Annotated in this window: 12 protein-coding genes; 2 read left to right on the top strand and 10 right to left on the bottom strand. The window is 48.1% G+C overall.

All coding sequences use genetic code 11. The annotated features are described in order from the left end of the window. Positions 1 to 33: 33 nt before the first annotated feature. The 5 genes from galU to ICC18_RS04185 form a co-directional block, all read right to left on the bottom strand. Positions 34 to 915, bottom strand: coding sequence for a UTP--glucose-1-phosphate uridylyltransferase GalU (gene galU, locus ICC18_RS04205; protein ID WP_188173097.1), 882 nt, complete (start codon positions 913 to 915; stop codon positions 34 to 36). Next, complete coding sequence (locus ICC18_RS04200; RefSeq protein WP_188173096.1) at positions 912 to 1,769, bottom strand: PHP domain-containing protein; 858 nt, start codon at positions 1,767 to 1,769, stop codon at positions 912 to 914. The genes galU and ICC18_RS04200 overlap by 4 nt, the downstream gene beginning before the upstream one ends. Before the next feature lie 75 nt (positions 1,770 to 1,844). Continuing rightward, entirely contained in the window at positions 1,845 to 2,756 is a 912-nt protein-coding gene (locus ICC18_RS04195; RefSeq protein WP_188173095.1) for a selenium metabolism-associated LysR family transcriptional regulator, read from the bottom strand. 136 nt (positions 2,757 to 2,892) lie between these two features. Then, on the bottom strand, positions 2,893 to 3,330 hold the full coding sequence (locus ICC18_RS04190) for a hypothetical protein (protein WP_188173094.1): 438 nt from the start codon (positions 3,328 to 3,330) through the stop codon (positions 2,893 to 2,895). A 220-nt stretch (positions 3,331 to 3,550) separates the two neighbouring features. Further along, positions 3,551 to 3,814, bottom strand: coding sequence for a YlbG family protein (locus ICC18_RS04185; protein ID WP_188173093.1), 264 nt, complete (start codon positions 3,812 to 3,814; stop codon positions 3,551 to 3,553). A 47-nt stretch (positions 3,815 to 3,861) separates the two neighbouring features. On the opposite strand from ICC18_RS04185, the gene ICC18_RS04180 reads away from it, so the two are divergent. Continuing rightward, the gene (locus ICC18_RS04180) at positions 3,862 to 4,866 is read left to right on the top strand and encodes an asparaginase (RefSeq protein ID WP_188173092.1); all 1,005 of its coding nucleotides are present in this window, start codon (positions 3,862 to 3,864) and stop codon (positions 4,864 to 4,866) included. A 44-nt stretch (positions 4,867 to 4,910) separates the two neighbouring features. Here ICC18_RS04180 and ICC18_RS04175 read toward each other — a convergent pair whose 3' ends face one another. The 3 genes from ICC18_RS04175 to ICC18_RS04165 all read right to left on the bottom strand — a co-directional run bounded on the left by ICC18_RS04175 (position 4,911) and on the right by ICC18_RS04165 (position 9,172). Continuing rightward, positions 4,911 to 5,357, bottom strand: a complete 447-nt coding sequence (locus ICC18_RS04175) for a YlbF/YmcA family competence regulator (protein ID WP_188173091.1) — start codon at positions 5,355 to 5,357, stop codon at positions 4,911 to 4,913. A gap of 71 nt (positions 5,358 to 5,428) precedes the next feature. Next, positions 5,429 to 7,465 carry a helicase-associated domain-containing protein gene (locus tag ICC18_RS04170; protein ID WP_188173090.1) on the bottom strand — a complete coding sequence of 679 codons (2,037 nt, stop codon included), beginning with the start codon at positions 7,463 to 7,465 and terminating at the stop codon, positions 5,429 to 5,431. A gap of 18 nt (positions 7,466 to 7,483) precedes the next feature. Next, positions 7,484 to 9,172, bottom strand: a complete 1,689-nt coding sequence (locus ICC18_RS04165) for a DNA repair helicase XPB (RefSeq protein ID WP_188173089.1) — start codon at positions 9,170 to 9,172, stop codon at positions 7,484 to 7,486. A 141-nt stretch (positions 9,173 to 9,313) separates the two neighbouring features. On the opposite strand from ICC18_RS04165, the gene ICC18_RS04160 reads away from it, so the two are divergent. Next, on the top strand, positions 9,314 to 9,826 hold the full coding sequence (locus tag ICC18_RS04160; protein ID WP_223192272.1) for a thermonuclease family protein: 513 nt from the start codon (positions 9,314 to 9,316) through the stop codon (positions 9,824 to 9,826). 118 nt (positions 9,827 to 9,944) lie between these two features. Here ICC18_RS04160 and ICC18_RS04155 read toward each other — a convergent pair whose 3' ends face one another. Beyond that, positions 9,945 to 11,018, bottom strand: a complete 1,074-nt coding sequence (locus ICC18_RS04155; RefSeq protein WP_188173088.1) for a Gfo/Idh/MocA family protein — start codon at positions 11,016 to 11,018, stop codon at positions 9,945 to 9,947. A 34-nt stretch (positions 11,019 to 11,052) separates the two neighbouring features. After that, positions 11,053 to 12,213, bottom strand: coding sequence for a Gfo/Idh/MocA family protein (locus tag ICC18_RS04150; protein WP_188173087.1), 1,161 nt, complete (start codon positions 12,211 to 12,213; stop codon positions 11,053 to 11,055). Positions 12,214 to 12,327 lie beyond the last annotated feature (114 nt).

Here is a 12,327-nt window from a genome sequence, read left to right as displayed (position 1 = left end):
CCTATCCTACCTCCCAAGATGAATCATACTTCTCTATTTTATTTCCCACTGACGAATCAATGCTAATAGATATGCTTTCACTTGGTCCTGTAAATCCGGACGCTGCAAGGCCAATTCAATGGTTGCTTCAATGTATCCGAGCTTGTCGCCTACGTCGTAACGTTTTGCCTGCATCAGATAAGCAGCCATTTGCTGCTCTTTATTCAGAACTCGAAGCGCATCGGTCAATTGAATCTCGCCGCCCCTTCCCGGCTTTTGACCTTCCAGGATCTTGAAAATTTCCGGCATTATAATATATCTGCCGATGACTGCCAGGTTAGACGGCGCTTGATCACGGTCAGGCTTTTCCACCAAATCTTGAATCAGTTTGTAACCGTCCATACTGCTTGACGGAGATACGATGCCGTATTTACTCACGTCTTCCCACGGGACTTCTTGTACCGCGATGACGGAGGTTTGGGTCTGTTCGTAAATGTCCATCATCTGCTTGAGCCCAGGCGGGGTCGATTGCAGGATGTCGTCACCGAGCAATACTGCGAAAGGCTCATCCCCAATAAATTTGCGCGCGCACAAAATGGCGTGGCCAAGTCCAAGCGGCTGCTTCTGGCGAATATAGTGAACATCCGCCAGGTTCGAGACGGATTCCACGATTTCGAGCAGCTTCGCGCTTCCTTTTTCCTCCAGCATGGTTTCGAGCTCAACAGATTTATCAAAATGATCTTCAATGGCGCGCTTGTTGCGTCCTGTAACAATAATTATGTCTTCAATACCGGACTCGATCGCTTCTTCGACGATATATTGAATGGCAGGTTTATCTACGATAGGCAGCATTTCTTTGGGCTGCGCTTTAGTCGCAGGCAGGAATCTCGTACCCAAACCTGCCGCAGGAATAATGGCTTTGCGGATTTTTTTCATGGACGTTGCTCCTTCCTCTTTTGCAGACTGGAAAGTATATCGATTCCAATTGTTCTGGCACCTATGGGTGCATGGAAGACTACGCCCCCGCGTTCGCCATGAAAGTCGGAACCAGCCGTCATCAGAAGTCCGAAACGATGCGCGAGTCCCACGTATCTCGCCTCATCATCAGGCGTATGGTCGGAATGGTATACTTCGATCCCATCCAAGCCCTGCCCGATAATGATCTCCACTAATTCATCATCGTGATAAATTCCAGGATGCGCTAGTACGGCGGTACCTCCCGCTTCATGAATCCACTGAATCGCCATAGCCGGTTCTATGCGCGGCGGATTCGCGTAAGCGGCAGCACCTTTGCCTAAATAGCGTTCAAATGCCTCACTGACGGAGGAGACATAGCCTTTGTTCAACAGTACTGCGGCAATATGAGGCCTTCCGACCGTGTCGCCCTTCGTCTTAACGTTTTCCACTTCCTGGAAGACTTCGTCCATGGTAATGCTTAGCCCAAGCTGCTGTAAGCGCTCAATAATCATTTCGTTCCGACGATCTCTAGTTTCTCTAAGAGACTCCAATCTTTCCAAAAATAGTGCATCGTTCACATCTATAAAATAGCCCAGCACATGAATATCTTGATTTCGGGCAACGGTACTTATTTCAACACCGGGAACAACCTCAATACCTAGTTTACGGCCTTCATCCAGTGCCTCTGCTATCCCCGAAACCGTATCATGATCGGTAATCGCCACTCCGCCCAATCCGGCTTTAAAAGCCATTCGCACATTTTCCGATGGCCTTTGCGTCCCGTCCGAAGCTGTCGTATGCGTGTGCAGGTCCGCCTGCATTCTTAAAGGCATGATGTTTCCCCTTTCTATATCGTAGATGACATGTATAAACAGACCATTAAGCGAACTGCAGCTTTATGTAAATTTTCAGAGCCAGCGGCTCAAGTCTTCCTGACGTAAAAAGGTCATAAAGCTGACCGCTGAAATCGGCAGCAGCGTCGAGCTCAAATATATCGCGTAGAAGCTCCGTTCGAAGGAAATATTCTCGATCTGTTTTACTTTAAGCAAACCTAGAGTTACCTCATGCTTAACGGACGACTGTGACAAAATGGAAATGCCAAGCCCAGCCTCAACGGCGGATTTGATCGCACCTGTGCTGCCCAGCTCCATAACAATCTTCATGTCACTGTAATCGATCTGACGACGAGTCAGTTCCTCCTCCATTACCCTTCTCGTCCCTGAGCCCTGCTCGCGGAGAACAAACGGATATTTGAGCACATCGTCAAATGTAACGACATTCAGATCCGCTAACGGGTGGTCCGCAGGCACGATCAGTTTAAGCTCATCGCTGAGAATCGCTTCCGTATGAACATCCGGATGGTGAATCGGCGCCTCAACAAGCCCAAAGTTCAGCTGATGTCCGAGAACCTCGTCCAAAATCTGCGTCGTATTCATGACCTTCATCGAGACGGAAATGTTCGGATAATCTTTGCTGAACGGACCGAGAAGCCGCGGCAAAATATACTCGCCCATCGTCAAACTCGCTCCCAACTGAAGCCTGCCTTCGATCATCTTCGTGAACTTCGACATCGCCACATCCGTTTCGCGAATAAGCTCGATGCTCCGCTTGGCAAACGGCAGAAGGGCCCGCCCTGCTTCGGACAATTCGATTTTTTTGGTGCTGCGGTGAAAAAGCTTGACGCCGAAATAATCTTCCAGCGACTGAACCTGCATCGTCACCGCCGGTTGCGTCATGTGCAGCGAAGCCGCCGCATGAGAGAAGCTGCCTTTTTCCGCGACTGTAAAGAAAATATGTAGTTGATGAAAATTAAGTGCCATCGTCCCCCGCCTCTCTTTTGTTCCATTATATGAAAATCCGTGATGAGAGTCCATTAACCGGTAAATCCGCCAAAATCGTAAACTCAAAAAAAGAGCATGCCCTACGACCGGGCATACTCTGGCAATGAGCATATCGTTACCTGCGTTTGCGGCTGTTTTTGATTAAAGTCATCCGACGTGAGTGTCGGAGCCAAGAATAATACGATTTCAAATCTCGCAGCTCGATGGTCTCGGACATTCTGCCCAAGAAGGTGACGATGATCATTTTATGAAGCGGGTTGCCTGCGATGTCGGTCTCGTGTTCCAGATGTGAAAACTCCGCAACGACGACAAGATCCTCATCAATTAAGTACACGTCTTCCTCATTGCGATAGTACGGCATGATTTTATTATTTTTTAGCTTTTCCCACAGAAAAGCGCAAATCTCTTCCAGCGAACCGTTTTGGTCGGATACACGATCATTCCATCTCAGCTTGGCATGATTCGTGATCACGATATCCGCCACTTTCTTATCACCTAATTGTACGAAAAATGGTTCGTAAGTACTCCATCTCCCCATAACCTTGTCTTTCATGATCACAACCCCTCTCCTACTAAAATGGGACCGAATACCTATTCCCTGTTGCGTTGTAAGTTTTATTTTACTTGATTATATCTTTTTTTTCCATGTAAGAATATATAAAATTATTAATTATTATTTGTGAATTCATGAAAAAATGCTTATTTTCTAAAAATTCAAACAAAACAGAAAAAAGAAAAAAGCTTCTTTCGAAGCTTTGTTTTGCACTGCAGCCTCAAAGGGTGTAAAATCTAGTTTTGTCCGGCATATTACTACTGTATTCAGTTTTGATTTCGTTGCGATAAGAGCGTTCTACTTTTTTTACGTATGGAAGCTTCTGAAGGTTTCGCATCGTTTCATCTAATTTACTTGCATGTATATAAAGGACAGCATAATTCATCTTTTTGGATATGTAATGGAGAGAGCCGAATCGTTCCAGGTTTCTGGCCGCTTTCGTATCGTTCACCCAAACAATTAATCCGCTACGCTCGATCATCATGATTTCTACCTCTTTTCAATTATCCTGCTCTGGAGTGAAACTAACACATGAAGCCATCTGACATGACCGTCCGCATCTATCGCGGTCCCATTACCGAAAGCATCCACCGCTTCCATCTCGCGGTGGTGAATACCGACGGGGCGCTGCTGCACCAAGCCGGCGACCCGCACCTGCTCACCTTCGCCCGTTCTACGGCGAAGCTAATCCAAACGCTGCCGGTCATCGAATCCGGCGCGGCTGACCATTTCGGCCTTGGAGATGCCGAAATCGCCCTTTGCTGCGCTTCCCACAACGGGGAAGCCGAGCATGTGAGCGCTGCCCGGGGGATCCTGGGCAAGCTCGGGTACACGCATGAGCACCTGCAGTGCGGCGCTCATGAGCCTTATCACGCGCCTACTGCGCAGGCGATGCGCGAGCAAGGCATAACCCCGACCACGCTGCACAACAACTGCTCGGGCAAGCATTCGGGCATGCTGGCGCTATCAGCGCACCTGCATGCCGCTCCTGATACGTACATGAGCATCGAACATCCCGTCCAGCAACTGATGCTGGAAGCGGTATGCGCCATGTCCGGAGTGCCCCAAGAACTGATGCACCTCGGCATCGACGGCTGCGGCGTTCCAGTGTTCGGCATGCCCATCGATCGGCTTGCACTCGCATTTGCGCGACTGGGTTCACCGGCCGGACTTGCAGAAGCACGTGCAAGCGCTTGCCGGAGAATTGTCGCCGCGGTGCGAAAATATCCTCAATTCCTCGCGGGAAGCGATCGCTTCGACACGCGATTAATCGAGGTTACAGGCGGGAGAATCATAGGAAAAATGGGAGCCGAGGGCATCTTCGCACTCACGATGCCTGAGGAAGGCATAGGCTTCGTCTTGAAAGTCGAAGACGGCAATCAACGAGCCATGTATCCGGCCGTCGTTGAAGCTCTGAAGCAGCTAGGCTTGCTCAAGGAATCCGAAGTAAGCGCACTTGCTGCCTATCATACTCCTACAATTCATAATTGGCAGGGTACCGAAGTTGGACGCATTCAACCTGACTTTCAGCTATAGAAGATCCCATCTGAAAGCCGGACTTGATCAACTCGCACTTATACTCAGCCGCAATTGCCGCTGCAGCTTCCGCCGGAGCTGCAGCCTTTGCCGGTTGGCAGCGGGTTGTTGCTAGGCACTTTGATAGATTCAGATACCGCGTGTGCGATTGTTGAAGAAACGGTGAACAGCAAATCATCCAGCCGGTCTTCGGCTTCTTTAAAACGGCGAACGGCTTCTAGCGCGTCCAGCTTTTGTTGCGCTTCATTCACTGCCGCAAGAGCTTCATGATAGCTCGGATGATAATGCCCGAACCGTTCGCATTCCTCAAACAATTCTTTCTTTCTCGCGAAAACCGCTTTTAGAACGCGAACTTCCTCGCTCTTTTCCACAACGGACTTCCAATATAAATAATCTGCCACTTCCGCAGAGGAATTAATCATATCACCCATGTCGTAAGCTTGCATGAGCACTGCTGACATATCCAGCGTATCCATTTCCATAGTATTCATACTGCGATCAACATCCTTCCTCTCTTAGAGTATAACAATCTCTATCATACCACAGTTCTTAAATTAAGTGTTTAAAAAGTCGGCTTTTCTTGATCATTGATGCCCGGCAATATAAGCTGCATCTCTTCCCAATCCTCACTTTTTAACATGATTTCTTGATCCTCTTCCAAACCGAAGAGCGTCCAGCCCGATCGTTCTTCATAAATGGCTCGCGGAATAATAAGTCGGTTTCGCCCTTCTTTGCGAAGCCGCAAGCAGCTCTTCCATTCAATGGCTTTGCGAATCATCTCTTTGCGCGTGGAACCGTGATAATCCCTGAATTCCTTTAACCATAGGCTTGGAATATCCTGCATATCTGGATACAAGTCATCCCACTCCGGGAGCGCAGAGTCGATTTCATATAGTTGAATCGTATCGCGAGAGTAAAACAACCCCTGCAGCTTGGCGGGTGCAAAAGTGCTTTCCACGGCGTCCGTCTGGCGAGCAACCGATGAAGTACTCTTTGATTTAGCACCATTACCTGCAATACCTCGCGGATGATAGCCCATTTGTTCGAGACATTTACGAAGATCAGCAAGATGATCCGCTTCGACAATAAAGTGAGAATCTCCAATTCGATTTTGCAAAAAGCGACTGCACTTCTCATTACGTAAAAGGACAGCGGCTACCTCGGCAGATTCGCATTGCAGCAGATTGACTTCTTTCAATTGCAGCTTGCCCGATTGCTGATCCCATTGCTGCAAAGTTATTTCAACATGCTCAGGAACCCCGTAACAAGCATGGTTATGCAAAAAGCGCAAAATTGCTTCACTTCTTGTTCCATTCTCAGAAGCGCGATGGAAGCTATCTTTCGTCATCCGGTAGGTGCGGACAAGATCGGATGATTGCAGATCGGCAAAAGCCGCAATTTGCCACTCCTCATACAATGACACATTGGGCGGCAGCAACAACTCGAAATCAGGTTGTACATATAGGGATCGCTCGGCCTTCGATTCATCTTGCGCTTCTATTTCAGCCGCTGTACTTCCCTCTTCATTCATATTTGGGGTCTCGAAAAGGGCAGATATCAAATAATGGAACCAGATACCCCCTTGTGCGTCAACCCCAAGCTTCAACCAACGGAAAGCGCATAACGGCTTGATCCATTGTTCCATAAGCGCATTTCTGATAGCAAGGACATCATACGGATTACTTGAGACGGAACAGCGGTGAATCGAGGTAACAATATCGTCCAAGCTGAACCAATCATGGGTTGAAAGACACTCCATCAGTGAAATTCCATGCTGCAGCCAAGCGGGTGCGGGGAGCAATAAACTTCGCCAAATGATATACAACTCAGCTTGCTGAGTGTCATAAGGAAGACGGAGCCATTTAAATAGCGCTTCATGATCAAGGTGGTATCGATCACCAATGTGAACCAACACTTCAAGACGAATGGCCATTTCAAGAAGAATCGCTATGTTCTCATCATAAACATCCCGGAATGCGTAAGAGAGCCCTGTCGCTTGGAATAACTCTCGCGGCAATACGAGTTGTTCTGACAGCTTCTGAAGCTGCTTTTTATGTAAGGTGCCTTTGTTTGTAAGAGGCAAACCCGGCTGCTGGGAGCAAGCTACGAAAAAATGCAGCAATTGCTGTGCAAGCCCTCTCGGGCTTGTTGCTGCAATGTCCAAAAGCTCCAATTCTCGATCATCGGCGATTGTTTGGATCAGAAAATCCGGGTAAAGCAGCTCCTGCCATGCACGAAAACCATCCTCAGGCAGCACGTACAACTGCTCGCCCCATGCTTTACGGAACGCTACTATCACGCCGACTTTCCTAAGCCCTATAAGCCCCACTGTTACTTCAGCACCAGCCATGCGGGCAGCGGCTTGCTTCTCTAGAGCCTCTTTGCTAAACGGCTCACATCCGAACGCGGATAGGATCAGACGAAGTGTATGAAGCTCAGCCACCGACATTTGACGGTGCAGCTTCGTTAAATGAATTTTTGCTGAGAGCAGCCTGCCCGGCTTCTCGCCTTGCTCAATCAAGGTTCGGCACCACGCCTGCCCAGAGATGAGTTCCAACATGCTTTGGGGCATTTTATTAAATATTTGCTCGTACCGCATCGCGTCCTCCTTCTCGCCCTATCTGACGGTATTCCGAGGGCTGATACTGTACCGGTAGCCTTGTTCTACAAGAAATAGCTGACGTTTGATCGCGAAATCCTGTTCCTTCGTATCTTCACTGATAAGGGAATAAAAAACCGCCTCGTTTGCACCCTTTCGCTTGGGGCGAAGAATCCTCCCAAGCCGCTGCGCTTCCTCTTGTCTGGAGCCATAACTCCCTGAAACCTGGATGGCTACGGCAGCGTCAGGCAGGTCCACGGCAAAATTTGCGACTTTGGACACGATCAGCAACGGGAGGCTTCCCTCTTTAAAGCGCTGGTACAGCTTCTCACGATCATCGTGCGACATCCCGCCGCTAATCATCGGCGCCCCTGTATGATCAGCGATTTGTTCCAGTTGGTTAATATACTGGCCTATAATCAATGTCTGCTCGTTCGCATGCAGCTGCAGCAAATCATCAATGACCTCAAGCTTAGCCGTATTTTCTCCAGCTATTCGAAACTGCTGTCTGGCGCCCGAAGCAACGTATAGATCGCGGTCTTGCGAAGAAAGCGGTACGCGTATTTCCTTGCAGGTGACCGTCGCAATCCAACCCTTGGATTCCAGCTCCTTCCAGGCCATTTCATACCTTTTCGGACCCACGAGAGAGAATACATCTTTTTCTCTCCCGTCTTCACGAATTAACGTAGCTGTTAAACCCAGTCTGCGGGTCGCTTGAATCTCAGCCGTAGCCCGGAACACGGGGGCAGGCAATAAGTGAACTTCATCATAAATAATCAATCCCCATTCCCGCTCACTAAATAAATGCAAATGAGAAAACTCGTCGTCTCTTTTCCCCCGATGCGTCAGAATCTGATACGTCGCTATCGTTATCGGTCGCACTTCTTTACAAGTTCCGTTGTACTCTCCAACCTGCTCTTCTGTAAGCCCGGTTTTTTCTAATATCTCTCGTTTCCACTGCCTTACGGAAGTCACATTTGAGGTAAGAATCAACGTTGCGCAGCTGCACCTGGCCATCGCGGCTATGCCGACGATCGTTTTCCCCGCTCCGCAGGGAAGCACCAACACGCCGCTCCCGATACCTCGGCCGTCTCCGATGCGTTGGAATGCATCAACGGCATGTTTTTGATAATCGCGCAATTGAAACGGGACCTCGACATCTTCCATGTTGTCAAGAAGCGGAATGCGGACGAATTCCCCACGACGGTAAGCAGCCATGTCTTCGACGGGATATCCAAGCTTTGTAAGCTCCTGTTTTAACAGCCCCCTATATTCAGGAGAAATGGCGATAGCTCGATCTCCTCGAGCATCCTGTAAATAACCATTTATTGAATCGTACGTACAAATTTCTTTTAGCACCACCGTGTCATCACTGACCAGGTATAGCTCTTTACCTACATTTTCCAAGCGCAGCAGGCCGTATCGCATTGAATATTTCCGAATGCTGCTCATGACGCCGGTTGGAACGTCGAATTTTGCGTATTTTTGCAAAAAAGCTGTCATTTCATCAACACGCATTCCTGCGGCGGCGGCATTCCATAGCGATAACGGCGTTATGCGGTATGTGTGCAGATGCTCGGGAGTTTTAATCAAATCTGCAAAACGGGATAAGGTGCTGCGAACGTATTCAAAATCCGAATGATGCGTTTCTAGCAGGACAGATAAATCATTTTGCACGATCAGCGGTCTTGCCGGATCCCAATTCAACCGTGTGCCACCTCCTAAAAGTTTTGCTTTAGCAAAACTGGCTTCGTAAGCATCTCTTATCTAGTATGAAAGGAAAGTACTTGATTTAAACATCTGTAACGTGCTAACGTCTATCCTATACATTTTGAAGTTAGGAAGTGAATGATGAGAACATGGATTACCGCAGTTAGCCTGCTGCTGCTTATCGCTGTCACAATCGGATGCGCAAAGCAATCTGCTGCAACGCTAGGCCGAGAAAGTGCGAAGGTAGATCGAATGGTAGACGGAGATACGTTCGAGGTTACGCTCAAAGGTAAGAAGGAAAAAGTTCGATTAATCGGTGTGGACACACCGGAAACGAAAAAGCCGAATACGCCAGTCATGTTTTATGGCAAAGAAGCCAGCGACTATTCTAAGAAACGGTTGTTAAAGCAAACCGTCGAACTTGAATTCGATGTTGAAAAGCAAGACCAATATAAACGCTTGCTTGCGTATGTGTGGATTGGGGATGAACTTTTTAACCGCACTTTGATTCAGGAAGGTTATGCACGGATGGCAACCTATCCTCCGAATGTAAAATACGTAGATTTGTTTAAGAAAGATCAGGAAGAAGCTAGAAACAAGAAAAAAGGGCTGTGGCAAGATTACGATCGTGCATTTGATACGAAAAAATAAGATCAACCCCTAACGAGGTCTTTCGAAGATAAGCGACCTTGTTAATTTATGTAATAGCAAAAGAGCAGTGAGCGGTTTTCCGCTGCACTGCTCTTTTTTAGCTTCTCAAGCAACTCTGCTATTCCACACGCACCGCTTGCTGCTGAGCAAGCAAACAAAGCTCGGCCGCTTTGAATGCATGTTCTTGCGTCATGGCATGCTCCGTACGGTGAATGCAGTCCAGGATGAACTGGCCGAAGAAAGGAAAGCCCACTTGCCCATGCAGGCTGTAATGTTTTTCTCCTTGCTGGTTGACCAGGTAGAGTTGATCTCCCTGAGGATCCCGCGCCACATCAATATATTTGCGAAGCTCAATATACCCTTCTGTTCCTAAGATGATGGTTCGACCGTCTCCCCAAGTACCAAGACCGTTTGGCGTGAGCCAATCGACCCGGAAATAATTCGTCGCCCCATTATCGCCAATAAGCGTTGCATCGCCATAGTCCTCTAGCTCCGGATAATCCTTGTTATGATAATTCGCCACTTTACTGCTTGCGACTTTCGCATCCTTACAGCCGGCATAGAACAGAAACTGCTCGATCTGATGGCTTCCAATATCGCAGAGAATGCCACCGTAAGTCTTCTTTTTGAAAAACCAGTCAGGTCTGGATGGCGCATTGAGTCGATGCGGGCCAAGTCCCATAACTTGCACGACGCGCCCAATTGCCCCTTCCTCAATGAGCTGACCGGCAAAAACAGCGCTTTCCACATGTAATCGTTCACTGAAATAAACGGCATATTTACGGCCTGTTTCTTTAACTTTCGCCTTAGCTGCCGCAAGCTGATCCAGAGAGGTAAAAGGCGTTTTATCCGTAAAATAATCTTTGCCATGATCCATAACGCGAAGGCCCAGTGCCCATCGTTCGGAAGGCACAGCAGCCGCTGCAACCAGCGTAACAGCCGTATCTTGCAAAATCTCCTGCTCCGATACAGCCGCTATTACTTGCGGGTACTTTCGGCAGAAAGCATCCACCTTATCAGGGTCCGGATCGTATACCCACTTCAACTCAGCCCCCGCTTCCAGAAGACCGTTGCACATCCCATAAATGTGACCATGATCCAGCCCGATGGCCGCAAATATGAACTCCCCATTGTTAACGACAGCATTCGGTTTTCCTTTTGGCGCGTAATTCATTCCATCGCTCTTTTGCATGGTTGACACCTCCGTTATTGCATGACGGGCACCCTTAATGGGAACCTTTCACTTCTAAGGTTTGATATGTTGTATCTTTCTTTACCTTGGACTGGTTGATCTTTGCTTGCAGATGCTGGTGGAATAAATCTTCGTCAATCGGAAGATCTACCCAATTATCGGTCCATGTAGAAAGAAGCATCGCATTTGAAAGCATTAGTCCCTTTATACCTTCTTCACCTGGAGCGATGAGCGGCGTACCGTGGAGAATGGCATCCACCCAATTTTGTGTAATGCCCATATGTCCTTTCTCTTTACCTTCAATCGGAATTTCACATTTCCAGCACTCCGGTTGTCCAAACCCGCCTTGATAGGTCTCATTAAATTCTCTTTCGGAGACACGTAATCGCCAGAACGTCAACTTCCCGTCTTCGATCACGATTTTGCCGCGATCTCCGGATAATTCGAAACGATTCGTTCCCGGCGCTTCCCCTGTTGTGGTCACGAATATGCCTGTTGCGCCGTTTTCATATTCCACAAATGCGGTTACATCATCTTCGACCTCAATATCGCGATGTTTGCCGAAGTAGCAGAATGCGCGCACCCTTTTGGGCATCATATCGATCGTCCACTGCCAAAGATCCAGTTGATGTGGATCTTGATTGATAAGCACGCCTCCGCCTTCTCCTGCCCACGTTGCACGCCAGCCGCCGGAATTATAATAACTTTGTGAGCGGTACCAATTCGTAATAATCCAGTTCGTTCTGCGAATTTCCCCTAGTTCTCCTGAGGATACAAGATCCTTCAACTTTGTATAAAGGGGATTCGTTCGCTGGTTATACATCATGCTAAACACTTTACCGGATGCTTTCGCTGACTCATTCATTTGTCGGACCTGCTTGGTATATACACCGGCCGGCTTCTCGCAAAGCACGTGCAGACCGTTTTGGAAAGCCTTTATCGCCACATCCGGATGATCGTAGTGAGGTGTGGCAATCAACACGCCGTCTATCGCATCAGATGCAAGAAATTCGTCTAGATTGTCAAATAATTGAACGCTTTCGCCAAGGTTTTCTTTCGCCCATTGCAAACGGTCAGGTCTTGTTTCACATATGGCCGTAAGTTCAGCGCCCTTGACTTCATTGTTCACCAAGTATTTGGCATGTCCAGTCCCCATATTGCCGAGACCAATGATTCCGATCCGCACTTTTCCCATCTTTTACGCCACCTTTATTATGTAATTCATATTCATAATTACTGTTCACGTTATCACTGTAGCATAATAACTATGGCATCATCTTGTCACGAATTGACCACCTTATTGCGAACT

Origin of the sequence: Paenibacillus sedimenti (assembly GCF_014534655.1) — a bacterium.
Classification (GTDB): Bacteria; Bacillota; Bacilli; order Paenibacillales; family NBRC-103111; genus Paenibacillus_E; species Paenibacillus_E sedimenti.
Note: the sequence above shows the minus strand (reverse complement) of the source record. Positions and strands in the feature narration are given on the sequence as shown.

What these genes read in the sequence shown, in the direction of transcription:
- ICC18_RS04175 (WP_188173091.1), bottom strand. Translation starts at nt 5,357, where the DNA reads ATGAATACTATGGAAATGGATACGCTGGATATGTCAGCAGTGCTCATG.
- ICC18_RS04200 (WP_188173096.1), bottom strand. Translation starts at nt 1,769, where the DNA reads ATGCCTTTAAGAATGCAGGCGGACCTGCACACGCATACGACAGCTTCG.
- ICC18_RS04170 (WP_188173090.1), bottom strand. Translation starts at nt 7,465, where the DNA reads ATGCGGTACGAGCAAATATTTAATAAAATGCCCCAAAGCATGTTGGAA.
- ICC18_RS04160 (WP_223192272.1), top strand. Translation starts at nt 9,314, where the DNA reads ATGATGAGAACATGGATTACCGCAGTTAGCCTGCTGCTGCTTATCGCT.
- ICC18_RS04195 (WP_188173095.1), bottom strand. Translation starts at nt 2,756, where the DNA reads ATGGCACTTAATTTTCATCAACTACATATTTTCTTTACAGTCGCGGAA.
- ICC18_RS04185 (WP_188173093.1), bottom strand. Translation starts at nt 3,814, where the DNA reads ATGATGATCGAGCGTAGCGGATTAATTGTTTGGGTGAACGATACGAAA.
- ICC18_RS04190 (WP_188173094.1), bottom strand. Translation starts at nt 3,330, where the DNA reads ATGAAAGACAAGGTTATGGGGAGATGGAGTACTTACGAACCATTTTTC.
- ICC18_RS04155 (WP_188173088.1), bottom strand. Translation starts at nt 11,018, where the DNA reads ATGCAAAAGAGCGATGGAATGAATTACGCGCCAAAAGGAAAACCGAAT.
- galU (WP_188173097.1), bottom strand. Translation starts at nt 915, where the DNA reads ATGAAAAAAATCCGCAAAGCCATTATTCCTGCGGCAGGTTTGGGTACG.
- ICC18_RS04180 (WP_188173092.1), top strand. Translation starts at nt 3,862, where the DNA reads ATGAAGCCATCTGACATGACCGTCCGCATCTATCGCGGTCCCATTACC.
- ICC18_RS04150 (WP_188173087.1), bottom strand. Translation starts at nt 12,213, where the DNA reads ATGGGAAAAGTGCGGATCGGAATCATTGGTCTCGGCAATATGGGGACT.